General features: G+C 58.5%; 27 protein-coding genes and 1 pseudogene. 10 read left to right on the top strand and 18 right to left on the bottom strand.

The features are described from left to right. From SSARUM2_RS09685 to lhgO, 3 genes are read left to right on the top strand one after another with little or no spacing between them, the layout of a single operon-like run. On the top strand, window positions 1–1,956 hold the full coding sequence (locus SSARUM2_RS09685) for a TRAP transporter permease (RefSeq protein WP_033646414.1): 1,956 nt from the start codon (window positions 1–3) through the stop codon (window positions 1,954–1,956). Further along, window positions 1,953–2,672 (top strand): FadR/GntR family transcriptional regulator, encoded by a 720-nt coding sequence (locus tag SSARUM2_RS09680; protein ID WP_033638129.1) that lies wholly within the window; start codon window positions 1,953–1,955, stop codon window positions 2,670–2,672. Before SSARUM2_RS09685 ends, SSARUM2_RS09680 begins: the two co-directional genes overlap by 4 nt. Further along, window positions 2,672–3,862 carry an L-2-hydroxyglutarate oxidase gene (lhgO, locus tag SSARUM2_RS09675; protein WP_033638128.1) on the top strand — a complete coding sequence of 397 codons (1,191 nt, stop codon included), beginning with the start codon at window positions 2,672–2,674 and terminating at the stop codon, window positions 3,860–3,862. Before SSARUM2_RS09680 ends, lhgO begins: the two co-directional genes overlap by 1 nt. Window positions 3,863–3,891: 29 nt before the next feature. On the opposite strand, the gene SSARUM2_RS09670 is transcribed toward lhgO, so the two are convergent. The 5 genes from SSARUM2_RS09670 to SSARUM2_RS09650 form a co-directional block, all read right to left on the bottom strand. Then, window positions 3,892–4,656, bottom strand: a complete 765-nt coding sequence (locus tag SSARUM2_RS09670) for an SDR family oxidoreductase (RefSeq protein ID WP_047568012.1) — start codon at window positions 4,654–4,656, stop codon at window positions 3,892–3,894. A gap of 139 nt (window positions 4,657–4,795) precedes the next feature. Then, window positions 4,796–5,716 (bottom strand): sugar ABC transporter substrate-binding protein, encoded by a 921-nt coding sequence (locus tag SSARUM2_RS09665; RefSeq protein ID WP_033653836.1) that lies wholly within the window; start codon window positions 5,714–5,716, stop codon window positions 4,796–4,798. Window positions 5,717–5,781: 65 nt separating this feature from the next. After that, complete coding sequence (locus tag SSARUM2_RS09660; protein ID WP_025160279.1) at window positions 5,782–6,822, bottom strand: ABC transporter permease; 1,041 nt, start codon at window positions 6,820–6,822, stop codon at window positions 5,782–5,784. A gap of 15 nt (window positions 6,823–6,837) precedes the next feature. Continuing rightward, complete coding sequence (locus tag SSARUM2_RS09655) at window positions 6,838–8,322, bottom strand: sugar ABC transporter ATP-binding protein (RefSeq protein WP_033638125.1); 1,485 nt, start codon at window positions 8,320–8,322, stop codon at window positions 6,838–6,840. A gap of 75 nt (window positions 8,323–8,397) precedes the next feature. Then, entirely contained in the window at window positions 8,398–9,327 is a 930-nt protein-coding gene (locus SSARUM2_RS09650; protein ID WP_033638124.1) for a sugar ABC transporter substrate-binding protein, read from the bottom strand. Between the two features lie 484 nt (window positions 9,328–9,811). On the opposite strand from SSARUM2_RS09650, the gene SSARUM2_RS09645 reads away from it, so the two are divergent. The 3 genes from SSARUM2_RS09645 to dcuR all read left to right on the top strand — a co-directional run bounded on the left by SSARUM2_RS09645 (window position 9,812) and on the right by dcuR (window position 13,105). Continuing rightward, window positions 9,812–10,654 (top strand): deoxyribose-phosphate aldolase/phospho-2-dehydro-3-deoxyheptonate aldolase, encoded by an 843-nt coding sequence (locus tag SSARUM2_RS09645; RefSeq protein WP_015377543.1) that lies wholly within the window; start codon window positions 9,812–9,814, stop codon window positions 10,652–10,654. A 125-nt stretch (window positions 10,655–10,779) separates the two neighbouring features. Beyond that, a complete protein-coding gene (locus SSARUM2_RS09640) occupies window positions 10,780–12,393 on the top strand; it encodes a sensor histidine kinase (RefSeq protein WP_033646421.1) in 1,614 nt (537 codons plus the stop codon). Next, window positions 12,386–13,105, top strand: coding sequence for a two-component system response regulator DcuR (gene dcuR / locus SSARUM2_RS09635; RefSeq protein WP_033638121.1), 720 nt, complete (start codon window positions 12,386–12,388; stop codon window positions 13,103–13,105). Before SSARUM2_RS09640 ends, dcuR begins: the two co-directional genes overlap by 8 nt. A gap of 37 nt (window positions 13,106–13,142) precedes the next feature. Here dcuR and SSARUM2_RS09630 read toward each other — a convergent pair whose 3' ends face one another. The 5 genes from SSARUM2_RS09630 to SSARUM2_RS09610 form a co-directional block, all read right to left on the bottom strand. Then, window positions 13,143–13,478: a hypothetical protein gene (locus SSARUM2_RS09630; RefSeq protein WP_033638120.1), complete on the bottom strand. Its 336-nt coding sequence runs from the start codon at window positions 13,476–13,478 to the stop codon at window positions 13,143–13,145. Window positions 13,479–13,521: 43 nt separating this feature from the next. Next, window positions 13,522–13,827, bottom strand: a complete 306-nt coding sequence (locus tag SSARUM2_RS09625) for a hypothetical protein (protein WP_047568025.1) — start codon at window positions 13,825–13,827, stop codon at window positions 13,522–13,524. 171 nt (window positions 13,828–13,998) lie between these two features. Beyond that, window positions 13,999–14,217: a hypothetical protein gene (locus SSARUM2_RS09620; RefSeq protein ID WP_033646423.1), complete on the bottom strand. Its 219-nt coding sequence runs from the start codon at window positions 14,215–14,217 to the stop codon at window positions 13,999–14,001. A 227-nt stretch (window positions 14,218–14,444) separates the two neighbouring features. Continuing rightward, entirely contained in the window at window positions 14,445–15,644 is a 1,200-nt protein-coding gene (gene fabV / locus SSARUM2_RS09615; protein ID WP_060438789.1) for an enoyl-ACP reductase FabV, read from the bottom strand. Window positions 15,645–15,827: 183 nt separating this feature from the next. After that, window positions 15,828–16,178: a DUF4377 domain-containing protein gene (locus SSARUM2_RS09610; RefSeq protein ID WP_033638116.1), complete on the bottom strand. Its 351-nt coding sequence runs from the start codon at window positions 16,176–16,178 to the stop codon at window positions 15,828–15,830. Between the two features lie 292 nt (window positions 16,179–16,470). On the opposite strand from SSARUM2_RS09610, the gene SSARUM2_RS09605 reads away from it, so the two are divergent. Both SSARUM2_RS09605 and SSARUM2_RS09600 read left to right on the top strand, forming a co-directional pair. Further along, window positions 16,471–16,815 carry a hypothetical protein gene (locus SSARUM2_RS09605; RefSeq protein ID WP_060452851.1) on the top strand — a complete coding sequence of 115 codons (345 nt, stop codon included), beginning with the start codon at window positions 16,471–16,473 and terminating at the stop codon, window positions 16,813–16,815. A 73-nt stretch (window positions 16,816–16,888) separates the two neighbouring features. Continuing rightward, the gene (locus SSARUM2_RS09600) at window positions 16,889–17,107 is read left to right on the top strand and encodes a hypothetical protein (RefSeq protein ID WP_033638114.1); all 219 of its coding nucleotides are present in this window, start codon (window positions 16,889–16,891) and stop codon (window positions 17,105–17,107) included. On the opposite strand, the gene SSARUM2_RS09595 is transcribed toward SSARUM2_RS09600, so the two are convergent. Together SSARUM2_RS09595 and SSARUM2_RS09590 are read right to left on the bottom strand one after the other, a co-directional pair. Beyond that, window positions 17,104–17,511 (bottom strand): hypothetical protein, encoded by a 408-nt coding sequence (locus tag SSARUM2_RS09595; protein WP_226907360.1) that lies wholly within the window; start codon window positions 17,509–17,511, stop codon window positions 17,104–17,106. The two genes, SSARUM2_RS09600 and SSARUM2_RS09595, sit on opposite strands and share 4 nt — an antisense overlap. Window positions 17,512–18,138: 627 nt before the next feature. Beyond that, complete coding sequence (locus SSARUM2_RS09590; RefSeq protein WP_060438793.1) at window positions 18,139–19,197, bottom strand: acyltransferase; 1,059 nt, start codon at window positions 19,195–19,197, stop codon at window positions 18,139–18,141. A 242-nt stretch (window positions 19,198–19,439) separates the two neighbouring features. On the opposite strand from SSARUM2_RS09590, the pseudogene SSARUM2_RS09585 reads away from it, so the two are divergent. Then, window positions 19,440–19,942 (top strand): annotated as a pseudogene (locus SSARUM2_RS09585) (tyrosine-type recombinase/integrase); the annotation flags it as partial. Between the two features lie 316 nt (window positions 19,943–20,258). On the opposite strand, the gene SSARUM2_RS09580 reads toward SSARUM2_RS09585, so the two are convergent. From SSARUM2_RS09580 to ftnA, 4 genes are all read right to left on the bottom strand, one after another. Continuing rightward, a complete protein-coding gene (locus SSARUM2_RS09580; protein WP_025302452.1) occupies window positions 20,259–20,600 on the bottom strand; it encodes a YebY family protein in 342 nt (113 codons plus the stop codon). Between the two features lie 69 nt (window positions 20,601–20,669). Beyond that, window positions 20,670–21,551 carry a copper homeostasis membrane protein CopD gene (copD, locus tag SSARUM2_RS09575; RefSeq protein WP_049234570.1) on the bottom strand — a complete coding sequence of 294 codons (882 nt, stop codon included), beginning with the start codon at window positions 21,549–21,551 and terminating at the stop codon, window positions 20,670–20,672. Window positions 21,552–21,553: 2 nt separating this feature from the next. After that, window positions 21,554–21,937, bottom strand: coding sequence for a CopC domain-containing protein YobA (gene yobA, locus SSARUM2_RS09570; protein WP_004940886.1), 384 nt, complete (start codon window positions 21,935–21,937; stop codon window positions 21,554–21,556). A 324-nt stretch (window positions 21,938–22,261) separates the two neighbouring features. Continuing rightward, the gene (gene ftnA / locus SSARUM2_RS09565) at window positions 22,262–22,780 is read right to left on the bottom strand and encodes a non-heme ferritin (protein WP_025302449.1); all 519 of its coding nucleotides are present in this window, start codon (window positions 22,778–22,780) and stop codon (window positions 22,262–22,264) included. A 345-nt stretch (window positions 22,781–23,125) separates the two neighbouring features. Between ftnA and SSARUM2_RS09560 the strand changes: the two genes are divergently transcribed. After that, window positions 23,126–23,356, top strand: a complete 231-nt coding sequence (locus SSARUM2_RS09560; protein WP_033642715.1) for a DNA polymerase III subunit theta — start codon at window positions 23,126–23,128, stop codon at window positions 23,354–23,356. A gap of 31 nt (window positions 23,357–23,387) precedes the next feature. Here SSARUM2_RS09560 and pip read toward each other — a convergent pair whose 3' ends face one another. Next, a complete protein-coding gene (pip, locus tag SSARUM2_RS09555; RefSeq protein WP_033646426.1) occupies window positions 23,388–24,341 on the bottom strand; it encodes a prolyl aminopeptidase in 954 nt (317 codons plus the stop codon). A gap of 192 nt (window positions 24,342–24,533) precedes the next feature. Then, on the bottom strand, window positions 24,534–24,959 hold the full coding sequence (gene dksA / locus SSARUM2_RS09550; protein WP_033653830.1) for an RNA polymerase-binding protein DksA: 426 nt from the start codon (window positions 24,957–24,959) through the stop codon (window positions 24,534–24,536). Window positions 24,960–25,214 lie beyond the last annotated feature (255 nt).

Here is a 25,214-nt window from a genome sequence, read left to right as displayed (position 1 = left end):
ATGAGCACTCACCCTTCTTCACCGCAGCCCGCCGTCGATCTGGACAAGGAAGCCGGCGCCGGCAACCGGCCGCTGAGCGGCATCTATTTGCAGCTGGCAACCGTCCTGGCGATCGCCATTTCCGCCTATGCCATCTACGCCAACGCGCTGTCCAACACGCAGGAGTTCTACCGCAACACCACGTTCCTGAGCGGCATTCTGATCCTGGGCTTTATCCTGTTCCCCTTCTCGGCCCGGCACGCCACCCGCAGTTTCAACCGCTGGGACTATCTGTTCATCATCCTGACGCTGGTCAGCTACGGCTATTTCTACGTTAACTACGTCGATCTGCACGTGGTGCGCAAGAGCATCCCCAACGCCACCGATTATGTGATGGCGGCGATCGGTATCGGCGTGCTGTTCGAAGCCGCGCGGCGCACCACCGGCTATTTCATCCCCGGCCTGGCGACTTTCGCCATCCTCTATGCGCTGTTCGGGCAGTACTTCATGGGCATTTTCGGCCACGGGGGCTTCTCGGTGGAACGCCTGCTGTATCGGCTGTTCATGACCAGCGAGGGGATTTTCGGCATCACCCTGTCCACCGCCTCCACCGCCATCGTGGTTTTTATTCTGTTCGGCGCCTTTCTCAGCGTCAGCGGCGCAACCGCGCTGTTCAACGATCTGGCGCTGGCCGCCGCCGGACGCCGCCGCGGCGGCCCGGCCCAGGTGGCGGTGATCTCGTCGGCACTGACCGGCTCATTGAGCGGCAGCGCGGTGGCCAACGTCGCCACCACCGGCACCTTCACCATTCCACTGATGAAAAGCATCGGGCTGTCGTCCCGCTTCGCTGGCGCCGTGGAAGCCACCGCCTCCACCGGCGGCATGATCATGCCCCCCATCATGGGCGCGGCGGCGTTTATCATGGCCGGCTTCCTCGGCATCTCGTACACCACCATCGTCATCGCCGCCATCGTGCCGGCGCTGCTCTATTACGCCGCGCTGATCATGGCTATCGACCTGGAGGCCAAGAAACAGGGCCTGAAGGGCATCAACAAGGAGAACATCCCTCAGGTGCGCGCGGTGCTGAAGGCGCGCGGGCTGTTGCTGCTGCCGCTCGTCATCGTCATCGGCACGCTGCTGCTGGGTAAAACGCCGATCTATGCCGGCTTCCTCGGCATCATTGCCATCATCGTCGCCAGCTGGCTCACCCCCGACAGTTCGGTGCGCATGACGCCGAAAAAAATCGCGCTGGCCTTGAACGACGCGGCGCGCGGCTCGATCCAGGTCACCATCGCCTGCGCCGCCATCGGCGTGATCATCTGCGTGGTGACCATGACCGGCATCGGCTCCACGCTGGCGTTCAACATCGTCGCCATGACCGACAACACCCTGTGGATGATCCTGCTGGTGGTGATGCTGGTGTGCATCGTGCTCAGCATGGGGCTACCCTCCACCGCGCTCTACATCGTGGTGGCTGTGACCGTGTCGCCGATCCTGATCAAAGCCGGCGTGCTGCCGCTGGCGGCGCATTTCTTCGTGTTCTGGTTCGGCGCGTTGTCCAACATCACGCCGCCGGTGGCGCTGGCCAGCTACACCGCCGCCAGCATCGCCCGCGCCGATCCGATGCAAACCTCGTGGGACGCGGTGCGCCTGGCGCTGCCGGGCTTTATCATCCCGTTCATTCTGGTCTACAACCCGATGCTGTTGATGCAGGGCGACGATCTCAACCCGCTGTCGGTGCTGCATATGGTGATCAGCGCGCTGGTGGGGATCTACGCCCTGTCGATCGCCAGCGCCAATTTCTGGCTGATGAAGACCCACTGGCTGGAGCGGGTGCTGTTTACCGCGGCGGCGATTTTACTGATCAAACCGGGCCTGATGACCGATCTGGGCGGCGCGGCCCTGATCGCCGCCGCCGCCGCCATGCACCTGCTGCGCTATAAACAGCGCGCCGCGCTGCCGGGAGGCGCGTCATGATCCGCAAGGTCACGCGCCAGAAAGCCTCTCATCAGGTGCTGGCGCAGCTGAAAGCCGGCATCAACGACGGCACCTTTCCGGTCGGCGAGAAGCTGCCGTCGGAAAACGTGTTGGCGGACGCGTTCGGCGTCAGCCGGGTGCCGGTGCGCGAGGCGCTCGGCGTGCTGGAGGTCAGCGGCATCATCTCCTCACGCCAGGGCGGCGGCCACCGGGTGGAACAGCATTCGCTGCTGAGCAAATACGAACCGCTGGTGATGGAGGTAGCCGACCGCCGCGAGGTGGAAGCGCTGCTGGAAATGCGCGAAGTCATGGAACAGCAGGCGGCGCGCATGGCCGCCGAACGCCGCACCGAACAGGAGTTGCAGGCGATCGAACAGGCGCACCTCGCCTTTCGTGACTGTACGCTCAACGACGGCCAGATCGGCTATCGCCAGGACTACCTGTTCCATCGCGCCATCATGCAGGCTTCGCATAACCCATTTTTCGTGCAGATCCTCGATAACATGCACGAGCTGTATCTGGGGGTGCTGGTGTACTCGCTCAGCAAAAACCTAGGGCGGCAGGCCGAGCGCCAGCGGGTGATCGACGAACATGAGCGGGTATTTATCGCCATTCGCGACGGCGATGCGGCGGCGGCCACCGCCGCCATGCAAAGCCATCTGAACAACGTACGCGGCAAATTACGCCGCCTGGAAAACGAGGAGCAAGAGCCGTGATGTACGACGCGATCGTTATCGGTGCCGGCCTGGTGGGGCTCGGCGTGGTGAATGCGCTGCAGGAAGCGGATCCGCAGCGGCGCATTCTGATCCTGGAAAAAGAGCGCGGCCCGGCGGCGCACCAAAGCGGCCACAACAGCAACGTGGTGCATTCCGGCATCTACTACACGCCCGGCAGCCTGAAAGCGCAGTTGGCAAAACAGGGCAACCGCAGCATGTTCGCCTTCTGCCGCGAACACGACCTGTATCACGACCAATGCGGCAAGGTGATTGTCGCCACCCAGCTAAACGAACTGGATCGGCTGGAGAACATCTATCAGCGCGGCCTGCAAAACGGCCTGCAGGTCACCCGGCTGTCGCAGGCGCAGCTGCGGGAGCGCGAACCGCACGTCAATGGCCTTGAAGCGCTGCTGGTGCCCGACGCCGGTATCGTCAACTACGCGGAGGTGGCCGCCAAGCTGGCGGAGATCATCGTGCGGCGCGGCGGCGAGATCGCCTACGGCCATCAGGTTGAGGCCATCCGCGAACACGCCGGCGGCGTCACCGTCACCGCCGCCGGCGATACCTTCGAGGGAAAACTGCTGATCAACTGCGCGGGGCTGTTCAGCGATCGCATCGCCAAACTGGCCGGTTACGAAACCGGCATGAAGATCGTGCCGTTCCGCGGTGAATACTATGTGTTGGACGACGCGAAAAACCACCTGGTCAACCATCTGATCTACCCGGTGCCCAACCCGGATTTCCCTTTCCTCGGCGTGCATTTTACCCGTATGTATAACGGCAAGCGCGACGTCGGCCCCAATGCGGTGCTGGCCTTCAAACGCGAAGGCTACCGCAAATGCGACTTCAGCCTGCGCGATCTGAGCGAGGTGCTCGGCTATCGCGGCTTTTGGAAAATCGCCGGCAACTACCTCGGCGAAGGGCTGGCGGAAATGCGCCGTTCGCTGTCGCGCCGCCGCTTTGCCGAGAACGCCCGTCGGCTGATCCCGGCGCTGCAGGAGCAGGATATTCGCCCCGGCCCGGCCGGCGTGCGCGCCCAGGCGCTGACCGCCGACGGCAAGCTGGTGGACGACTTCCACTTCGTGCAGGGCCAACGCTCGCTGCACGTATGCAATGCCCCCTCTCCGGCAGCGACCGCCTCGCTGGAGATCGGCCGCGAGATCGTGCGCCGCCACCTGTCCGCTTTCTGACGCCCACTGAGGCCACGGCGCCCGTGGCCTCAGCCGCGCTGGATGGACACCCCGCCATCCACCAGCATCGCGGTGCCGGTGACGAATGAAGCTGCGTCAGACGCCAGATACAGCGCCGCCTGCGCGATCTCCTCCGGCACCGCCAGCCGCTTCAGCGCGTGCAGTTCGGCCACCTGCGCCAATGCCTCCGGGGTATGGCTCATCTGCCGACCCATCGCCGTATCGGTGCCGCCCGGCAGCAGCGCGTTCACCCGAATGCCGCGCCCGCCGAATTCCACCGCCAGCGCCTGCGTCAGGCCGATCAGCCCCGACTTGCCGGCCGCATAGGCCGCCGTACCGGGAAACGCCGCGGTGTGGCCGACGAAGGTGGAGGTGAAAATCACCGAGCCCGCGCCGCGCGCCAGCATGGCGGGGATTTGATATTTGGCGCCGTAGTAGGCGCTGGACAGGTTGGTTTCCAGCACCTCGCGCCACTCTGAGGCACTCAACGCCAGCGACGGCCCCAGCGGCCCTAAGGTGCCGGCGTTGTTGAAGGCGATATCCAGCCCGCCGAATTCGTCGACCGCCGTCGCCGTCAGCCGTTCGGCGAAGGCTTCGTCGCGCACGTCGCCCGCCACCGCAAGCGCCCGGCCACCCTCGCGCCGAATGTCCTCCACCAGCTCCGCCAACAGCGGCTCGCGCCGCGCGCCCAACACCAGCGCTGCGCCCTGGCGGGCGAACAGCAGTGCCGCCGCTTTGCCGATCCCCGAACTGGCGCCGCCGATCACCGCCACCTTGCCGTTTAATGCGTTCATCGCTCATCCTCACACGGTTTAAAGATCCTCAGTGTGAAGCAAGATCCGGCGCCGCGCTGGCCGCAAGCGGACATATAACTGACGCCAATAAAAAAGGCGCTGCAAGCAGCGCCCCGGCAACGCGAATCTGACGGTTAACTCACGGCCTGGCCGCATACTTCTGCATCGTGGCCGGCGTCACCAGCTCGAACGGGATCCAGTAATACGGTTCGAGCTTTTCCCCGTTGATCATGCGCTGCGCCACATCGACCGAGGCTTTGCCCTGGCCGACCGCGTCCTGGAACACCGTGACCTGCATCTTGCCGGAGGCTAGCGCCTTGAGGCCGTCCGGCGTGGCGTCGATGCCGCCGATCAGCACTTTCCTGTCCGCCTTGCCCGCCTGCTGCAGCGCCATGATTGCGCCGATCGCCATCTCGTCGTTGTTGGCGGCGACGATGTCGATCGCTTCGCCGTTGGTCAGCCAGTTCATCATCAGATCCATGCCTTCACTGCGTGAATAGTTGGCGCTCTGCTTCTGCACCACCTTCATTTTCGGGTACTTGCTCACCACCTGCTCCACGTCTTTGGTGCGCTGCAGCGCGCCGGCGTCGGTCAGGTTGCCGATCATCACCGCCACGTTGCCCTGATAGCCGGCCAGCCGCGCCAGCTCTTCCATCTGCAGCGTGCCGGATTCCCGCTCGTCGGAGCCGACGAACACCACGCCCTGCGGTAGTTTGGCATCGCCCGGCGTGCGGTTCACGTACACCAGCGGCACGCCGGCGGCCTGCACCATTTTGGTCATCACCGGCGTGCTGGCCGAGTTGACCGGATCGACGATAATCGCGTCCACCCCGGCGCTGATAAAGCTCTGCACCTGATCGGTCTGGCGGCCGACGTCGCCGCGCGCGTCCTCGAACTGCACGGTGATGCCGCGCGCCTTGGCCTCCTTGTCGATCGCCTGGCGGATGATGGTGAGGAAATTCTGGTCGAAATAGGCCATCGACACGCCGATGGTTTGCGCCCATGCCGGGGTAGACGCGCACAGCGCCACCGCCAGCCACAGCCCTTTCAGGTAGTTCATGATGTGCCCCCCAGGTAAAAAAAACGCCGCCGGCCAACCCTGACGCCGGCGGCAATTCACGGCAATCAGTGTTTTTTACGGTTGCGCCTCATGTCGATCGACACGGCGGCGACGATAATCACGCCCTTGATGATGTCCTGAATGTAAGAGTCGACGCCGATAAAGGTGAAGCCGCTTTTGATAAGGCCCAGGATCACCGCGCCGATCAGCGTGCCGGTGATGCGCCCGACGCCGCCCATCAGGCTGCTGCCGCCGATCACCGCCGCGGCGATGGCGTCCAGCTCATACGACATCCCCATGCTCGACTGGCCGCTGCTGACGCGCGCCGCCAGCACCACACCCGCCAACCCCGCCAGGCCGCCGGCGATGGTGTAAACCGTCACCAGGTACTTGTTGACGTTGATGCCGGAAACCCGCGCCGAGGTCATGTTGCCGCCGATGGCGTAGATGTATTTGCCGTAGCGGGTATGCTTGAGCGCGATATGGAAGATCACCGCAATCACCAGGAAGATGATCACCGGCATCGCCCCCTGGCCGATCGACGTGAAGCCGTCCGACAGGAAGCTGACCGGGTTACCCTTGGTGTAGTACTGCGCCAGGCCGCGCGCCGACACCATCATCCCCAGCGTGGCGATGAACGGCGGAATGCCGGTGCGGGTGATCAGGAAGCCGTTGATAAAGCCGCAGACGATGCCCACCCCGATCCCCGCGCCGATCGGGATCGCCGCCGGCAGATCGAGCAGCCCCGGGTACATCGGCGAGATGCTGTCCGAGGTCTGCGCCAGGCTGGCCGCCACCACCGCGGTCAGCGCAATCAGCGAGCCGGAGGAGAGATCGATGCCGGTGGTGATGATCACCTGGGTGACGCCCACCGCGATGATGCCGATGATCGCCACCTGCAGCACGATCAGCAGCAGGCGGTTCGGGTTCAGCAGGAACGACTGATCGCGCATGTACCAACCGAGGATTTCGAAGATCAGCGCGATGCCGATCATCACGATGAAGATGCCGGTATCCTTCGGCATTTTGCCGCTCAGCCCGGAGAACAGCGTTCCCTTGCCCGTTGAATCGGCGGAGAGCGGCTTCTCAATCTTTACGTTACTCATGATGTTCACCCTTCGTTATTCTGAGGCCAGCGCCAGGATCTTCTCCTGGTCCGCGTCGTCTTTGTCCAAAATGCCGGTGATGCGGCCGCCGTGCATCACCATTACCCGGTCGCTCATGCCGAGGATCTCCGGCAGCTCGGAGGAGACCAGAATGATGGCGACGCCGCGGTTGGCCAGCTCGCTGATCAGGCGGTAGATTTCCGCTTTCGCCCCCACGTCGATGCCGCGCGTCGGTTCGTCGAGGATCAGGATTTTCGGCTGCGCCAGCAGCCAGCGCGCGATCAGCACCTTCTGCTGGTTGCCGCCGCTGAGGTTATTGATGATCTGATCCATGGTCGGCGTTTTGATGTTGAGCTTTTTAATCTGATCCATGCAGTCTTTGGCCATCTGCACGTGGCTGACGAAACCGTTCTTGCCGATGTATTCCGACAGGTTGACGATGCTCATGTTCTCGACCACCGACAGCACCAGAAACAAGCCGGATTTCTTGCGGTCTTCAGTGAGGAACGCCAGCCCGCTCTCGATCGCCTTCGCCGGGGAATCCACCTTCACCGCCTGGCCTTCGATAAAGATCTCGCCGCCGTCCGCCGGGTGCATGCCGAACAGGCTTTCCATCACTTCGCTGCGCCCGGCGCCCACCAGCCCGGCGACGCCGAGGATCTCGCCGCGCTTGACGCTGAACGACACGTCATGGAACCAGCCGCTGCGGCGCAGCCCCGCCACCCGCAGCACTTCCTCGCCGATATTGTTGTTGAATTTGGGGAACATCTGCGTCAGTTCGCGCCCCACCATCATGGTGATCAGCGACTGTTTGGTCAGGTTTTCGGTTTTGTCGCAGGCGATGAAGGTGCCGTCGCGGAAAATGCTCACTTCGTCGGTAATGGCGAAGATCTCGTCCATCTTGTGGCTGATATAGATGATGCCTTTGCCCTGCTCGCGCAGCTCGCGGATGATGGCGAACAGGTGCACCACTTCGCCTTCAGTCAGCGCCGAGGTCGGTTCGTCCATGATCAGCACGTCGGCGTTGTAGGACACCGCCTTGGCGATCTCCACCATCTGCTGATTGGCGATGCTCAGCTCGCCCACCAGCGTGTCCGGCTGCAGTTTGATGTTCAGCCGCGCCAGCAGCTCGCGGGTTTGTTCGTTCAGCTGTTCGTGGTTGACGAACCCCAGCCGCGCCGGCTCACGCCCCAGCCAGATGTTTTCCGCCACCGTCATGTAAGGCACCAGGTTCAGCTCCTGGTGGATCATGGAAATGCCCGAATGCAGCGCCTGCAGCGTGTCGCTGAAGGTGACCGGCCGGCCTTTGATTTTTATCGAGCCTTCGTCCGGGTGGTAGATGCCGATCAGGCATTTCATCAGCGTCGATTTGCCCGCGCCGTTTTCCCCCATCAGCGCGTGCACGCTGCCGGGTTTGATTTTAATCGAGACCTTATCCAGCGCTTTGACGCCGGGGAACTGCTTGCTGATGCCTTCGGCCTCAAGAACATAAGGGTACATACCGCTTACCTCCGCACTGACCCACGTTTTCCGCCGCGCTCGCCCCACACCGGCGCCCGCGGCGGGCTTCAAGGCTTATTTCTTGTTTTTATCGGCGAATTGCTGGTAATTGGCCTGGGTGATCAGTTGGTAAGGGATCAGCACGTTGCTCTCCACTTTCTCGCCTTTCACCAGTTGAACGGCGGTCTGCACCGCGCCTTCGCCCTGGCCTTTGGCGTCCTGGAACACGCTCAGCGCCAGATCGCCCTTCTTGATGAACTCCAGCGCGTCCGGCGTGCCGTCAACGCCGGCCACCAGCACGCCGGATTTCTTGGCTTGCTTCAGCGCCAAAATAGCGCCGATGGCCATTTCGTCGTTGTTGGAGGCGATGGCGTCGATCTGCTGGCCGGACAAAATCCAGTCGGTGGTGACGTCTACCGCCTCTTTGCGGAAGAATTTGGCGGTTTGCTTATCGATAATCTTGATGCCGGGGTAGTTGGCCGCCACCTCTTCCACGCCGCGGGTGCGGTCGCGCGTGGCTTCGCTCGACAGCTCGCCCATCAGGATCATCACGTTGCCCTTGCCGTTCATCAGCTTGGCCAGTTCCTCCATCTGCAGCTTGCCGGCCAGCTTGGAGTCGGAGCCGACGTAGGCCATGCCGGCCGGCAGCGCCACTTCCGGCTTGCGGTTGACGAACACCAGCGGGATCTTGGCCTTCTCGGCCAGCTTGATCATCGGCTTGACGCCCTGGGTATCCACCGGGTTGAGGATGATGGCGTCGACGCCCTGGCTGACGAAGTTTTCGATTTGTTGAATTTGCTGCGCGATGTCGCCCTTGGCGTCTTCGAACTGGCCGCTGACGTTGCCGTCGGCCTTCATTTTGTTTTGCATCGACTGGCGCAGAATGGTGAGGAAGTTGTCATCGAAGTAAGCCATGGAAACGCCGATCTTGATGTCTTTCGCCAGCACGCTGGCCGGCAGCATGCACATCAGTACCGAGGCGGCGATCAGTTTCTTCAGCTTCATGTTCGTTACCCTTTAATCGTTAGAATGAAGAGGTCTGTTGGTTGACAGCTAATGAAAAATATTTTTTACATTCAAACAACAATACGGTCGGTGTTATCCCTTTGATACGGCGAATTTACCGCGTTATCGCCGTATCAAGGCCGTTGTAAAAATGGTGATCGATGTCTCAAAACAGATTAAAAACAACCAATTGAAATAAACCCCTGGCACAACAAACGGCGTCTTTACCGCTTTTTTAAATGTTTATTTCATAATTTAGGTTATTGAAACTTTTTAACCCAAACAAGCGAAACATGCATTTTGGAATGGCTTATTAACAAAAACATGACACGGATCTAACAAATGAAGTGCAAGCCGCTGGCGAGCGTTCCCCTTTCGTGCGCCGGCAAAAACTGCGAGCGGCCGCGCAGTTTGCGGTTTCCGCGTTTCCCGACCATCCTTACTCGGCAATAATGGACATATCCCTATCTCAAGAGGACCTGACATGCAGCTCAGCAGCAAGGTGCGGATGAACCGCCTGTTCAACAACGGCAAGTGCCTGGACGTGGCGATCGATCACGGCATCGCCAACGAACCGGATTTCTTGATCGGCCTGGAAGATATCGAACGGGTGATGGGCAACCTGATCGCCGCGCGCCCCGACGCCATTCAGGTCAACTACGGCCAGGCAGATCTGCTGCAGCGCGCGCCGCAGCGCGAAAAACCGGCGCTGGTGATGCGCACCGACGTCGGCAACGCCTATAACGCCGCCCGCCACCGCGAGATGTGGGCGGTGCTGCACAACCCGGAGGCGCCGATCCTGGCGGCGCTGCAAATGGATGCCGCCGCGGTGGTGGTCAATCTGTATATGATCCCGGATGAGCCCGGCATTTTCCGCCAGTGCGTGGAGAACATCGGCCGCCTGCGCCACGCCTGCGATCGCTACGCCATGCCGCTGATGATCGAACCGCTGGTGATGGCGCCGGCCGGTCAGGGCGCCGCCTACGGCTCGCTCGGCGACGTGGAGAAGATCGTGCCGCTGGTGCGGCTGGCGCGCGAGCTGGGCGCCGACATCATCAAAGCCGACCCGACCGATCGGGTGGAAGACTTCCACCGCGTGGTGGAAGCGGCGCGCTGCCCGACGCTGGTGCGCGGCGGCGGCAAGGGGGAGCTGGGGCCGGTGCTGGAGAAATCCGCCGCGCTGATGGCCCAGGGCGCCTCCGGCATGGTTTACGGCCGCAACGTCTATCAACACAGCAATCCGTCGCAGGTGGTGCGCGCGTTGATGGCAATCATCCATCAGGGCGCCAGCGGCCAACAGGCGCTGGAGATCTACCACCAGCAGTGACCCGCTTTTGTAACTAAAATAAGCCCCCCGCTCCCCGGCAGCATGCTATAACCTGCTGCCGGTAACTGCAGCTTGCCTCATTCCTCGCTAGAATACGCCGTGATATCGCCATTCGGAGAACCGCCATGCCAAAACAACGGGTGCCGCTCAAGCTGAGCACCTCCATCACGCTGATGGTGTCCGCCATCATCGCTTCGGTGCTGCTGGTGGTGTTCGCGCTGTTTTTCGTGCAGATGAGCCGCGAGGGGCAAGATCAGCTGCAGCAGAAAGCCATCGCCGTCGCCAATACGCTGGCGCTCTCCAGCACCGTGGTTGACGGCCTGCAGCGGCGCGATCAAAGCGGCGCCATTCAGCGCTTCGCCGAGCAGGTGCGCCATCAAAACGAGCTGCTGTTCGTGGTGGTGGTGGATATGCAGGGCATCCGCTATTCGCACCCCAAACCCTGGCTGATCGGCAAGCATTTTATCGGCGACGATCTGGCGCCCGCGCTGCAAGGCCACGTCAACAGTGCCATCAACCGCGGCACGCTGGCCCCGGCGCTGCGGGTGTTCGTGCCGGTGTATGACGCGCAGAAACAACAAATCGGCGTGGTGGCGCTCGGCATCGCGCTGGACACCGTGCAGCGGGTGGTGGCGGAGAGCCGCTGGATCATCTATTGGACCATCGCCTTCGCCGCCCTGGTCGGCAGCCTGGGCACCTTCTTCCTGGTCTCCGCGCTCAAGCGCATCATGCTGGGTTTCGAGCCTTACGAAATCTCCAACCTGTTCGAACAGCGCAACGCCATGCTGCAGTCGATTAAAGAAGGCGTGATCGCGGTCGATAATGAATCCCGCATCACCATCGTCAACGACGAAGCCAAGCGCCTGCTGCGGCAGAGCGGCCCGGTGGAAAACCTGCTGCTGGAAGCCGCCAGCAAGCACTGGCCGGCGCAGCTGCATCTGGCGGAGGTGCTGGCCAGCGGCCAACCGCTGCGCGATCGGCAGATCGGCTTCAACGGCAGCGAACTGCTGACCAATACCGTGCCGGTGATCGTCAACGGCCAGGTGACCGGCGCCATCGCCACCTTCCGCGACAAGACCGAGGTCAGCCGCCTGCTGCAGCGGCTGAGCGGCATGGCGCACTACGCCGATGCGCTGCGGGTGCAGTCGCACGAATTTATGAACAAGCTGCATGTGATACTCGGCATGCTGCACATGAAGGCCTATCAGCAGTTGGAAAACTACATCATCAACACCGCCAGCAACTATCAGGAAGAGATCGGCGCGCTGCTGCGCAAGATCCACTCGCCGGAAGTGGCGGGCTTCTTCATCGGCAAGATCAGCCGCGCCCACGAAGCCGGCATTGAACTGACCATCGAAGAAACCAGCCTGCTGCCGGAAACCGACGATGCGGAAACCACCCACGTGCTGATCAGCGTGCTCGGCAACCTGATCGAAAACGCCATCGACGCCATCGACGGCGTTGAGGGCCACGAGATCGGCCTGAGCTTCCATCATCACGACGATCAATTACACTGTATCGTCAGCGACGATGGCCCCGGCATCGATCCGGCGATCGGCGCGCGCATCTTCGAACACGGATTTTCCACCAAGGGAACGGGACGCGGCATCGGCCTGGCGCTGATCCGCAGCCATCTGGAGAAACTGGGCGGCAGCATCGATTTCGAGTCCGAACCGGGCGAGCTGACCCAATTTTTCGTGCACCTTCCCTATCAGGCCAAGAGCAGAACTCATGATTAACGTACTGATTGTCGACGACGACCCGATGGTGGCGGAGCTGAACAAATACTACCTGAGCCAGGTCGGCGGTTTTCACTGCCAGGCGACGGTCGCCACTCTGAGCCAGGCGCGCGCGCTGCTGGCCGATGCCGGCGTCAGCATCGATTTGGTGCTGTTGGATATCTACATGCAGCAGGAGAACGGGCTGGATCTGCTGCCCGGCCTGCGCGAGCTCGGCGAGAAGACCGACGTGATCATCATCTCCTCCGCCAGCGACGTGAACACGGTGCAAAAAGCGCTGCACTACGGGGTGGTGGATTATCTGATCAAACCGTTCCAGTTCAGCCGCTTCAAGGAGGCGCTGAGCCACTACCGGCAGCAGTCGCAGCTGTTGGCGCAGCGCGAGTTTTCGCAGGCCGACGTCGACAGCCTGCTGCGCCGCCAGCCCGGCGGCCAGGAGAGCAAAAAGCTGCCGAAGGGGCTGACCAGCATCACCCTGAGCACGGTCTGCGAGTGGATCGAACAGCAGCACGATAACGAGTTTTCCACCGACAATCTGGCCAACGCCATCGGCATTTCGCGGGTGTCCTGCCGCAAGTACCTCATCTATCTGGCGGAGAGCGGCATTCTCGGCACCCGTATTCTGTACGGCGCCACCGGCCGCCCGGTCTATCTGTATCAGCTGAAACCGGACGCGATCGCCATGCTGAAGGAGCATTGCCGCCCGGCCTAAACGACGCCGGGCGCTGATGGCGCCCGGACGATTAATGTTAGAAGCTGTGCGTGTAACACTTCGCCTCGCGGTGAGGATCTTTCGAGTGTCTCCGCAGGCAGCGCTGCTTTTTCTGCTGCTGCTCCAGGTTCCGCTGCTGCCGCTCGGCGGTCTCTGCCGCCTCGCGCTGCTGTTCGCGCGCAATCGCCTGCTCGTTGGCCAGCGTCAGGTTATCGACATTCCACACCTTGTGGCGCAATGCGTCGCGCTTTTTCTGGTACTCCTCGGTGACCTTACTGTCCTTCGGCGGCGCCGCATGGTATTCCAAATCCACCCGCGCCTGCGCGAAGCAGCAGCTACACAAGGCCACGCCGGCCAACACAATCCTTTTCATCAATGACTCCTTTTACATCGCTTGACTCTGCGCGCACGCCGGTTCAACAACCGTTTGGCGATGCCGGCGGCTTTTCCTCTGAACGGGGCGCGCGCTGCCCGCCGGTGACGGGCGCTTTGCCGGGCTCGATACCGCACTCCGCCAAGCGCGCCAACTCCTCCGCATCGCGCTCTGTCGGCGTCGCTTCCTCACTCATTTCCTGCCGCAGATCCTGCGCCAACGCTTTCAGGCGCTTTTGAAACAGCACCGGCGACACGCCTTCGCACGGCCTGTCGTAACGCGCCGCGCCGGCGCTTTGGCTTAGCGGCAATAACAGCAAGAGAAAGATCGCGGCCATCTCCTTCGCCATGGGCAACTCCTTTGATTACGCCGAAATAAACCGGCGGCTCCCTATAAGGAAAACGAATTGTCTGTTAACGCAATGAATGGTTGGGCCACGGCAGAATAACGCAGGAAAGGTAAACCCTCCGACAATATCGGCAGAATGCGCGCATTAATTTGGCTGAATATATTTAGCGGATTAACGATCGAATATTTTCGCCCCATCAAAGGTGCCGCCAATGCCGACGTTTCCTTCATGTAATACCGAGGAGGCGGACTCACCCGCCATGATGCGTTGCCGCTGCTCCCGCGTGGCAGGCTGCGGCTGAGACCAGTCTGGGGACGTCGACGTCGGCTGAATCGCGCTGCAGCCGCTCAACAAAAACAACGATACCGTGGCACAATAACGCCATGTCATAATTTCCTCCTTAAAGGAAATAAAATACCCGCAGCCGGCGGCAAGGGTAAATAAAAAAATGACTTTCTTTAGTTTAATAACCGCCGTTATTTCACCATCCGACTGCCGATGTTAATCACCCGGTTCGTCTGTTAACCCAAAATAAACATTTTCGCTTAGCCACCCGATAATTCGCAGGCAATAAAAAAGGCCGGGCTAACCCGACCTTGTTTGACCGCTCGACGCGCTTAGACCAGCTCGATCACGTCGAAGTTGGCTTCGCCGCTCAGATCGGCGTCGTAGTCAACGCCCTGCAGACCAAAGCCGAACAGGCGCAGGAATTCCGCCTTGTAGCCCTGGTAATCGGTCAGTTCGTTGATGTTGTTGTCGTTCAGCTGCTGCCAGATGGCACGGCAGGTTTCCTGCACTTCGTCGCGCAGTTCCCAGTCATCCAGACGCAGGCGGTGTTTTTCGTCGGTGTCCGGCGCCGCGCCGCTGTACAGCTTGGTGGCGAACAGACGCTGGATCTGCTCGATGCAGCCTTCGTGAATGCCCTGCTCCTTCATGATTTTGAACACGATGGAGATATACAGCGGCATCACCGGAATGGCAGAGGAAGCCTGAGTCACCACCGACTTGAGCACCGCAACGTAAGCCGCGCCGCCTTTGGCCTGCAGCTTCTGGTTGATGGCGTGCGCCGCGCGATCCAGATCTTCTTTCGCCTTGCCCAGCGTGCCGTGCCAGTAGATTGGCCAGGTCAGATTGGTACCGATGTAGGAGTAAGCGACAGACTGCGCGTTATCCGCCAGCACGCCCGCTTCGTCCAGCGCGTCCATCCACAGCTGCCAGTCCTGGCCGCCCATCACCTTCACGGTGTCGGCGATTTCTTGCTCGTTGGCCGGCTCGACCACGGCTTCAACCAGCACGTCTTTGTTGGTGTCCAGCGCGACGGATTTGTACGGTTCGCCGATCGGCTTCAGTGCGGAACGCACCACTTCGCCGGTTTCCGGCATCTTACGCACCGGCGAAGCCAGCGAGTAAACCACCAGGTCAACCTGACCCAGGTCTTTTTTGATCAGATCGATCACGGTCTGACGGCACTCGTTGGAGAATGCGTCGCCGTTGATGCTTTTCGCGTACAGGCCTTCTTCTTTAGCTGCCTTGTCGAAACCGGCGGAGTTGTACCAACCGGCGGAACCGGTTTTGCCTTCGCTGCCAGGCTTCTCGAAAAATACGCCGATGGTGGCCGCACCGCTGCCGAAAGCGGCATTGATGCGCGAGGCCAGACCGTAACCGGTGGATGCACCAATGACCAGCACCTTTTTAGGCCCGTTTTTCAGTTCGCCGCGCGACTTAACGTAGGCGATTTGCTCACGGACGTTGGCTTCACAGCCTGCCGGGTGAGCGGTGGTGCAGATAAAACCACGAATTTTAGGTTTGATAATCATAGTAATTTTTTCTTGGTAGCTAAAAACCGAAGGACAATATACCTGATTTTCTCAATATACTTAAGAAAGTGCGAAAACAAGCGCAGTGAACAGACCAGTCGGCAAGCCCGCCGCCGAGGCATGTCATGATGGTAAAGGGATAATCATGGCAGGCCGGATTGCGATTACCCGGCCTGTCGAGGGTCACGCCTTGTTCTTTTCCAACTGCTCAATCAGCGTGTAACGCAGCGATGAGGCATCGGCCGGCACGTTCTCTACCGGAGTAACGCGCACTTTCAGCCGATACTGATAGCCCGGTTCGAAGGTGAAACCTTCGATGCCGGTATAGAACAACTCCCACGGCTGCTGCGCGGAGCGGCGCACCTGCATGCACTTCATCGGGGCGACGCCCACGCAGTCCACCAGCGCGCTGTTCACCAGCAACACTTCCGTTTGGCCGCCTTTCTCGTTTGCGGGCTGATTCATCGAGGTTCCCTCCTGGCTGCAGCCGGCCAGTGCGGCCAACGCAACAAATAACAACGCTTTAATTTTCAATGTACTGCACCAATAGTCATGTAGGTCGGGCGATCCTAACAAATTGACTGGATGAATTGAACCTTGCTGCGCGCCGCAGATAGACCATTCGTTGCAAAGGCCCGAGGTGGCTCGCCCTACCCCCTCGTCGAGAATATCATTCACCATCACTCTCATAAGCCTGGAAAATACTCTTAAATAAATTCTCTGTTCTTATCCGAACCGGTAATTATCCCCGCTGTTTTTTCTGTTAAAAACAGTTGGCTTGCGCAAGCTTTACGCTATTTAACCGTATCGATAAAGAGGGAGTTTTATGCAAGAGATCGAGGCTAAATATTTTCACCTGATCGCCGGCGCCGGCAACTTTGCCGACAATCGCGGCAGCAATGGACGCGTCAACAACAACGGTGGCAACAAGAACGGGGGCGGTAAATCGTCGGACGGCAATATGTACCAGAAACACACCTCCCCGGACTGCATTAACGGCATCATCACCGGCTCACTAGGGGGGCTTGGCGGTCTGGCGCTGGGCGCGCTCAACGGCGGCTGTTTCAAAGAGGCCAGCAAAGGTGGCGGCAACATCGGCATGGGGCAAGGCGGCAACAAGAGCAACTGCAATAACAATAGCAACAAGGGTGGCAACACCTGCTCTCGCTAAGCGGTTTTAATTAATCAAAGCACCGGCTGAGTCTTTCCGTTCAGTCGGCGCTTTCAGCATTTCGGTGATAACAATGTTTAAACTGTTCCGTACCTTGTGCCTGCTACTCGGCTTTTGGATCGCCACCCTGCTGCTCAGCGGCGCCGGGGTTTCTTTTACTCACGGCTACGCCGCGCCGAAAAACCTGTCGCATTTCGTCGTCTCGCTGGTGGTGGTCGGCGCAATGCTGCTGTGGACCCATAAATTGCTGCGGTTCTTTTTTGCCGAGAAATTTGAGAAGAAACCGCGTTAAGCCGTGTTCTCATTTTGGCTGTCGCCCGCAATGGTAAAACCGGCATCGCGAATTGCCGCCTTCACCTGCCTGGCGTCCATCACCGCCGTTTTCACATAGCCAAAGAAGGCTACCCGTGCGCCGGGCAAACGGATTGGCGTCGCCAGGTGGGCACTGAGCTCACGATTGCGCTGTGCCATCAGCTCGGCGCGCGCCTGCCAAAACGCGGCGGGATCGGTTGGGGTTTCAGTCGCGGTTTCGAACAGCGACGCCAATTCGCTCAGCGTCTCCCACTCCGCCAACAGGGCGGCAACCACTTCAGGATTAGCCACCTGCCCCCAGTCAGAGGGTAAAGCGCCCTCACGCCACGCCTCGAGATAACCTGGCAGCGCTCTCTTCAACTGGCTCAGCCGATCGTTCAACACAGGTTTCCTTTTACAACGCCTAATGCCTTGATATTCCCCATAATGTCCCTCTCATTTAACCGGTGATGGGAGCAATGACCGGAGCTTATCAGTGCCATAAATGACGTAGTGACTTTTGGTGCGGCTAAATTAGCGATAAGTGCGGGTGTGGAGTGGGGAGCAGAAAAACGTCTCTAAGATAATGAGTGGCGGTAATAGCAGCAATCTTATCAACGTATTTCCCATTACTCAGAAAATGGCCGGTTGGCGTCGCTGCGCCGTTGACGTTCTCATATTCATCAGCCCACTGCGTTGAAATGATAGAGCGAACTGAGAAATAACGCCGAGTTTACTGCCTGCATCGATCGCGGCTTGTGCAGCAGCGACATCAGAATAAGCATCCGTGCCTGACTGTGCGATTTCTGCTGCAGCTACGGCGCAATCCGCAGATAGGCCACTCTTGGCTTCGTTTGTTGCATGTTGCGGGCTCCCAGCACAATGTCTGTGACGACAACGCCATCAACTGGCAATCCTTCAGATGACATAGATGATTCTCCGAAATAATTCAGATTATGCAATGGTGGTTTTAATTGGGGTGCGGATACAAAAAAGCCCCGGATTGCCCAGGGCCTACATTCAATTTCTTATTTACCGCACTGCGAATTTAACCTCTGCTTTTCTTATGGTTTTTCTCCTTAGTTTCTCTGATTGTCTTTCAACGGACAGATACATTAAGATGCCAAATCCTAGCACGAAAGCAAAAGCCACAAACAATTTAACCGGGGTTAAGTCGGTTCTGTCCAGCGACCAGAAAATATAGTTATACAAATAAATAGAAAACGAACATTTCCCAACAAATGCTACACTGCGCATAACTTTAGGCACACTCTTTCCTGAGAATCGATTAATAAGCGATACCATTAACAATGCAAAAACTGATGAAATCAGCACCTCATACAGCTTAACCTTGTTGTTAAATCCATGTCCTTTGTAGAAAAGAAGTAATGCAAATGCCGCGACTAATATCCATTGAGCGTTCAACTTTCTTATAAATGAACCTATTTCGCTTTGATATATTGAGCAAAGCCACCCCAAAACGAAAAGTGAAAGGTAAGATGGAATACCCCACGTTAACAATTGGCTTTCACTGTAAAGATTAACCAAAATGCTAATTATAAATACGCTGACCAGCAAAAGCACCCTTCCAAAAACAGTGGTAAATAAAACAACCAGAGCAGGGAGAATTAAATAAAATTGCATCTCAACAGCGAGTGACCAATAAACCCCGCTTATTGAGAAGAATGTTTCCTCTGAGAAGTTGTGAATAAACAAGACATGAGATATTATATCATGAAATCCCGTTGGTTTTATCGCAACCCCAAAACCACGGATTAAAACAAACCAAAAAACTATTGATATATAAAACGGAATGGCTATCCGCAAGTATCTTTTTAAAAAATATAAGCCATATTTTTTTGCTGAAAAACCGCCTAAAAATGCCCTTCCACTTGAGCTTGCCATGCAATAACCTGAAATGACAAAAAACATTCCAACGCCGATCCACCCGTTTCCAAAGATACCCATTACATCAAGTCCAAATGGTAGCGGCAGGCCTAAAGATTCAGACCATTGAAAAAGATGAAAGGCGGTTACGAGCATAACCGCTACACCTCTAAAAAAGTCAATAATATCATTGCGCTCAAACATGCTGTTTCCTTTTGTTATTGGCCCAATGATAAGCCACCTGCCAGCAGATTACCAACCTATCGAAACATAGGAGTAACTGCCGATATTTTCATCACCTGTCGGGATAAAGCCATAAAGCTCAAACCCTGTTTTTTGTAGTTAATAGCATTGATATATCGGTTATTGTCGGCGATTTCGGCTGGTATAACGATTGGATACCCGCGCGGCGTGCGCGAACGTCTGGAGCTGAAGCAATAGATACTGCGGAGACAATGCCGCCGTGGTTCTGCCTGGCGATGGTTCTCGCGCTGGTCTCCGGCCAACGCCGCGAGGATCTGACACAAATGCGCTTCAACCATATCGTTGACGGGCGCCTGCAGGTTGAACAAGGCAAAACGGGGGCTTTGCTTTCCCTCCCCCTTGAACTTGAACTGAAATGCATGGGCCTGCGGCTTGGCACCGTTATCGACCGATGCCGATTGGTCAGCACAACAGACTTCATGATCAGCGCCAGCATCAGGAAAAATAGTCCAGATGGTTCGATCCATCCCGACGGGTTAACGAAAAAATTTGTCGCCGCGCGGAAAGCATCAGATTTGGAGTTCAGGAAAGCCCGCCGACGTTCCACGAGATCCGAAGCCTGTCCGGCCGCCTGTACGAAAAGCAGAACGACAAGGCATTTGCTCAAAAGCTGCTGGGGCACACAACGGAAATGATGACGCTGAAATATCTCAAAACGAGGGGGAAGGAGTACGTAATGCTGTAAAAGACCGAATATCAAAATTCGAGTAAATTTCGAGTAATTTCGATTTTTTAGAAAAAAACACTTATAAATCAACCACACAAAAAAAGACCGAATACGATTCCTATATTCGGTCTAGGGAAATGGCTCTTGGGAGAGAGCCGTGCGCTAAAAGTTGGCATTTAATGCAGGGCTTGTTCAGCCGTGCACTTTAAGAGTAGCCTACCGCGCCAGTTTTGCCAGCCGCCCGGCGGCCGCGTGATAGTTTCGTGACGAAATAACTACGCGGCAAACGCGCATCAATCCGCGCGCACTGGGCAAGGCTTTGGCAAACAAGCGGTTAGTCAGCGCACAGCTTCTCGGCGCGTTCGATAAACGGCGCCAGGCTCATTTTTTTCCCTGGTTCGGCAGGGTCGTCCAGCAGGAGCACCTCCAGCGGCTGCGCACGCTGATGGCCCTTCTTCACCTGCTGCTCCGCTGCGTCGTTGAGCGGGTATTGCATCAGGGTGCTGTTATTCAGCACGAACAGCGCGCCGCCGCTGCGGCACTGCAGCGTCACTTCTTCCTTGGTGAACGCCCACTGTTTGCCGTATTCCAGTTTGGTGATGTTCACCAGTTTATCTGCCGCCAGCGCGCCGGTCGCGGTTGCCAGCAGCGTAATGCCGAGTAATACCGATTTCATGTGTTGGCCTTAAGGTTGCTATTCACGTCGATTTTCCCGCAGCTTGCCCGGTTGCGGCAAGCCGAAATGTCAAACCGGCGCATAGGTTGCAAATAAACTGACCAGCAGCAGCACCGCCACCCCCAGCCCGACTTCGAGCCAGCAGGCCAGCACCACGCCACGCTGCGCCAGCGCCGGTACGCGGCTCATCGCCGGCACGATGGCGTAGCGATTGGCCAGCGCCACCATCACCATCAGCGCCACCAGCGCGGTTTTAATCAGCAGCAGGCGCTGATAAGGCGAGCTGAGGTTGAGCGGCCAACCGCCGAGAATGATCAGGCTGTTGACGATACCGGTGACGATCACCGCCGCCACCGCCAGGTGCCCCCAGCGCGAGAAACGGATCAGCGTGGTGATGGCGTCGCTGCGCCACTGCGGCGGCTGCAGATAGCGCAGGCAAACCAGCAGCGGCGCCAGGCTGCCGAACCAGTAGCCGGCGGCCAGCAGGTGCACTGCGTGGTTGGCGCGGTGCAGCGCGCCCAGCGTGCCTTCGTGCATCGCCGCGTGGCCGATGAACGCCAGGCTGACCAGCAACAGCGCCGAACACAGCGCCAACGCCTGCGCACGCGGCCGTTCCGGCAGCAGCAGGCTCAGGATCGCCAGCAGCGACAGGCCCAGATGCCAGCGCCACACTTCGCCGAAGGTGGTGCCGAGCACCGCCCACCAGACCTCCAGCCGCCAGGCGTCTTCCCAACCGTCGCCCATTTGCCCGGCCTGAATGGCCAGCAGCGCCACGGCGGAAAGCCCGGCAATCCAGGTGCTGGCAAGCAGCAGCGGGCGCACATCGCGGGAGAGGATCGGGGAGAGGCGCTGCGGTGACAGTAAGGCGGTGAACAGACTGATGCCGAACATCAGCATCACCGCCGCAAAGTGCACCAAGCGACACAGAACGAACAGGGTCGCCAGACTCACGATCAGTTTACGGTGAAGCTGTACTGGCCTTTGGTTTTATGCCCGTCGACCGAAACCACATGCCAGCTGACGTTGTATTTGCCCGCGCTCAGCTCGCCTTCGATCGGCACGTTGACCTGGGTGTTGTTGTTCGGATCTAGCTGCAGCTTGCCGGTTTTCACCACGGCGTTGTCCGGGCCGGTGATTTTCACGCCGCTGAAGTTCGGCTCGATGCCTTCGGAGAAGCTGAGGGTCAGCGCCTTCGGCGCCGGGCTGACGCTGGCGTCGGCCTTCGGCGTTTCCACTTTCAGGTGGGCGTGCGCCAGCGCTTGCTGCGAAGACAGGCCGACGAACAGGACGAAAACGGTGGAAAGCAGGCGACAAGAGGAACGAATTTTACCGATCACAGTGGTATCCCTTAACAGTAAAAGAGGATCATAAGGGTTAAGGCCACAGCCAAGGCGATGTATCAGCGGCCCCAACCCACCGCAAATGATTGCGCCACGGGTAAACAGAAAAACGGGTTGTATCGGCTAACCCGCTGTTTTGACTCTACCATCCCTGTAGCGTATCGCGGTAAATCATAACGACCGTGCTGCGGCAAGTCGAGCGCATCGCTGGCATTTTGCGATCCGGCAGCACGTATCGCCGCATAACCGCGATAAACGCAGGGTAAAAAAAACCGCGCGTCAGGCTCGCCCACGCGCGGTTTTTCGGTGTTTTGTTGCAGATTAAGCCTGGCCGTTGCCGCCCTGGCCCATCGCGCCCATTTTCTTCAGATCTTTGTCGATGAAGAACAGGCCTTTGCCGCTGGTGCCCACCAGCGCCAGCTTATCCAGCACGGATTTGAACAGTTTCTCTTCTTCGTGCTGCTCTGCCACGTACCACTGCAGGAAGTTGAAGGTGGAATAATCGTGTGCGGTCATGGCGGCGTGCGCCAGTTCGTTGATCTGACGGGTGATCAGCTGTTCGTGTTCGTAGGTCTGCTGGAACACGTCCGCCAGCGATTCGAACGCCACCGGCGGCGCGGCGATGCTGCCCAGCAGCGGCAAAGAGCCGGTGTCGCTCAGGTAGTCGAACAGACGTTGCATATGCTGCATCTCTTCCTGAGAGTGCTCTTTAAGAAATGCGGCGGCGCCTTCAAAGCCTTTATCGCTGCACCATGCGCTCATTTGCAGGTACAGGTTGGCGGAGTAGAACTCCAGATTCAGTTGCTCATTCAGCTTTTGAGTCATTTCTTGCGTCAGCATAATGATTCCTTTTATTTTGCAGGTCATGAATTTAATTTCCGCGCATTATGCCCTGCTGTCGTAAAAATAAAAACACCTTATTTACACCCGATCAATATTAATTATTTATTTACTTAAAATCAAACACATAAAAGCATATAGGAATTCACGCTAATTATTATGATAATTATTCCCATCTTTTATTTTAATCAAAAAGCGAATCATTCTTATTTAAAAGAATAAATAGATTGCATTACTCTTTGGAAAATATCGTCCGCCGCGGCGGCGCTACGGGCTTGCCAAGCGTCGTCGGGTGGATTACCTTCTGCGCAGGTTCAATGCGGCAAAGTAAGTAAGGAGCATAGCGTGGGTTACAATCTGGCCGAGCTGTCCAAAGAAGAGATGGACAGGGTGAACGTGGATCTCGCCGCCTCTGGCGTGGCGTACAAAGAGCGCTACAACATGCCGGTGATCCCGGAAGTGGTGGAGCGCGAGCAGCCGGAACCGCTGCGCGATTATTTTCGCGAGCGCGTGGCGCACTACCGCGCGGAATCCCACAAGTTTTCGCGCCTGCCGTACGAGCCGAAGGCCAAATAACAAAACCCGCCGTTACGGCGGGTTTTTTGCGTCACTTGCCGGCGAACCGGTCGGTGGCGATCATCAGCTGGTGCAAGATGCCCGGCTCGTCATACGAATGCCCCGCCCCTTCCACGATATGCAATTCTGCTTCCGGCCAGGCCTTGGCCAGATCCCAGGCGTTCTGCACCTGGCAGGCCATATCATAGCGGCCGTGGACGATCACCGCCGGGATATGGCGGATCAGCGGCACGTTGCGCAGCAACTGGTCATCGCTCTCCAGGAAGCCCAGATGGGTGAAATAGTGGTTTTCAATGCGGGCGAACGCCAACGCGAAATCATCCTCGCCGAACGAAGCGGATTCGCGGCTCGGCAACAGCGTGACCGTCTCCCCTTCCCACACGCTCCACAACTTGGCCGCTTCAAGTTGCACCTGCGGATCGGCCGAGGTCAGCCGCTGCCGGTAGGCGGCGATCACATCTTTACGCTCTTCATCCGACAGAATGGACAGCACGCGCTCCCATTTGTCCGGGAAGAAGCGTGACGCACCGTCCTGGTAATACCAATGCAGCTCCTGCTTGCGCAGGGTGAAGATGCCGCGCAGCACCATTTCACTGACGCGCTCCGGGTGGGTCTGCGCATAGGCGAGCGCCAGCGTCGACCCCCAGGAACCGCCAAACACCAGCCATTGATCGACGCCGGCCATTTCGCGCAGCCGCTCGATATCGGCCACCAAATGCCAGGTGGTGTTGTTGTCCAGGCTGGCGTGCGGACGGGAGCGGCCACAGCCGCGCTGATCGAACAGCAGCACCTTGTAGCGTTCGGGATCGAACAACTGGCGATGATGCGGAGAAATGCCGCCGCCCGGCCCACCGTGAATGAAGACCGCCGGCTTACCGTTCGGGTTGCCGCTCAGCTCCCAGTAGATCCGGTGGCCATCCCCAGTGTCCAGCCAACCGCTGTCGTATGCCGCTAACGGCGGGTACAAACCTCGTAATTGTTCCATGGCGCTTTCCGTCTCTCTGTGAGTCATGCTTTCATCAAAGCGGAACCCGTCCGGCAGGTCAACGGTAAAACCCGAAAACTCGAACGCGCGCCGAGAACTCGGCGCGCGTTTGCTCAAAATCACAACGACCTGCCTGCAAAATGCCCACAGGCCCTATCGGTTGAGGGGCGCATTCGCCCCCCGGGAACTCAGTTAGCCACCTTTGCGCATATGCGGCTCGCGCATCTCCTGCGCGGTTTTCGCCTCGATGCTCAGTTCCGCCGTCGGGCGCAGCAGCAGGCGCGCCAGCCCGATAGGTTCGCCGGTTTCCCGGCAGTAGCCGTACTCGCCGTTCTGCAACCTTGCCAGCGCCGCATCGATTTTCGGCAGCAGGCGGCTTTCGCGATCCAACTGGCGGAACAGCAGGCGCAGATCCTCTTCGCGCGCCGCCTTGTCGGCTTCATCGCCCGTCGCTTCACCGCCGTCGATCTCTTTTTTCAGCTCATCGATGTGCAGCAGCAGCTTTTGCCGCTCATCTTGCAGCAGCTGGCGGAAAAACGCCCGTTGAACCGAGTTCATATAATCAGAATCCGGCATGGCCAGCAGTTGCTGCGCATCCGGTAACGTCATGACTGTCATTGCGCTCTCCCAACACCAAAAGTGTAACATTATAACATAATATTTATTTTTAGCACCCGGTCATCCAAAAACAAAATTTCACGCACAAACAGCCGGTTAAACACAATTCGCACTTTGTCGCTTGCATCCTGCCGACTTTAGGCGGTTAATGGCTGAGCAAGCCACCCAATCATAGGTAACGAGAGGCCATCATGAGTAAGGGAATGGATAGCAAAAAGAATGCGAAGAAGAAGCCGTTGAAAACCCCAGCTGAGA

The organism is Serratia sp. K-E0102 (assembly GCF_029962625.1).
GTDB lineage: Bacteria > Pseudomonadota > Gammaproteobacteria > Enterobacterales > Enterobacteriaceae > Serratia > Serratia sarumanii.
Note: the sequence above shows the minus strand (reverse complement) of the source record. Positions and strands in the feature narration are given on the sequence as shown.

Excerpts from the sequence above, each read along its gene's own strand:
- SSARUM2_RS09685 (WP_033646414.1), top strand. The coding sequence starts at position 1 with ATGAGCACTCACCCTTCTTCACCGCAGCCCGCCGTCGATCTGGACAAG.
- SSARUM2_RS09680 (WP_033638129.1), top strand. The coding sequence starts at position 1,953 with ATGATCCGCAAGGTCACGCGCCAGAAAGCCTCTCATCAGGTGCTGGCG.
- lhgO (WP_033638128.1), top strand. The coding sequence starts at position 2,672 with ATGTACGACGCGATCGTTATCGGTGCCGGCCTGGTGGGGCTCGGCGTG.
- SSARUM2_RS09670 (WP_047568012.1), bottom strand. The coding sequence starts at position 4,656 with ATGAACGCATTAAACGGCAAGGTGGCGGTGATCGGCGGCGCCAGTTCG.
- SSARUM2_RS09665 (WP_033653836.1), bottom strand. The coding sequence starts at position 5,716 with ATGAACTACCTGAAAGGGCTGTGGCTGGCGGTGGCGCTGTGCGCGTCT.
- SSARUM2_RS09660 (WP_025160279.1), bottom strand. The coding sequence starts at position 6,822 with ATGAGTAACGTAAAGATTGAGAAGCCGCTCTCCGCCGATTCAACGGGC.
- SSARUM2_RS09655 (WP_033638125.1), bottom strand. The coding sequence starts at position 8,322 with ATGTACCCTTATGTTCTTGAGGCCGAAGGCATCAGCAAGCAGTTCCCC.
- SSARUM2_RS09650 (WP_033638124.1), bottom strand. The coding sequence starts at position 9,327 with ATGAAGCTGAAGAAACTGATCGCCGCCTCGGTACTGATGTGCATGCTG.
- SSARUM2_RS09645 (WP_015377543.1), top strand. The coding sequence starts at position 9,812 with ATGCAGCTCAGCAGCAAGGTGCGGATGAACCGCCTGTTCAACAACGGC.
- SSARUM2_RS09640 (WP_033646421.1), top strand. The coding sequence starts at position 10,780 with ATGCCAAAACAACGGGTGCCGCTCAAGCTGAGCACCTCCATCACGCTG.
- dcuR (WP_033638121.1), top strand. The coding sequence starts at position 12,386 with ATGATTAACGTACTGATTGTCGACGACGACCCGATGGTGGCGGAGCTG.
- SSARUM2_RS09630 (WP_033638120.1), bottom strand. The coding sequence starts at position 13,478 with ATGAAAAGGATTGTGTTGGCCGGCGTGGCCTTGTGTAGCTGCTGCTTC.
- SSARUM2_RS09625 (WP_047568025.1), bottom strand. The coding sequence starts at position 13,827 with ATGGCGAAGGAGATGGCCGCGATCTTTCTCTTGCTGTTATTGCCGCTA.
- SSARUM2_RS09620 (WP_033646423.1), bottom strand. The coding sequence starts at position 14,217 with ATGACATGGCGTTATTGTGCCACGGTATCGTTGTTTTTGTTGAGCGGC.
- fabV (WP_060438789.1), bottom strand. The coding sequence starts at position 15,644 with ATGATTATCAAACCTAAAATTCGTGGTTTTATCTGCACCACCGCTCAC.
- SSARUM2_RS09605 (WP_060452851.1), top strand. The coding sequence starts at position 16,471 with ATGCAAGAGATCGAGGCTAAATATTTTCACCTGATCGCCGGCGCCGGC.
- SSARUM2_RS09600 (WP_033638114.1), top strand. The coding sequence starts at position 16,889 with ATGTTTAAACTGTTCCGTACCTTGTGCCTGCTACTCGGCTTTTGGATC.
- SSARUM2_RS09590 (WP_060438793.1), bottom strand. The coding sequence starts at position 19,197 with ATGTTTGAGCGCAATGATATTATTGACTTTTTTAGAGGTGTAGCGGTT.
- SSARUM2_RS09580 (WP_025302452.1), bottom strand. The coding sequence starts at position 20,600 with ATGAAATCGGTATTACTCGGCATTACGCTGCTGGCAACCGCGACCGGC.
- ftnA (WP_025302449.1), bottom strand. The coding sequence starts at position 22,780 with ATGCTGACGCAAGAAATGACTCAAAAGCTGAATGAGCAACTGAATCTG.
- pip (WP_033646426.1), bottom strand. The coding sequence starts at position 24,341 with ATGGAACAATTACGAGGTTTGTACCCGCCGTTAGCGGCATACGACAGC.
- dksA (WP_033653830.1), bottom strand. The coding sequence starts at position 24,959 with ATGACAGTCATGACGTTACCGGATGCGCAGCAACTGCTGGCCATGCCG.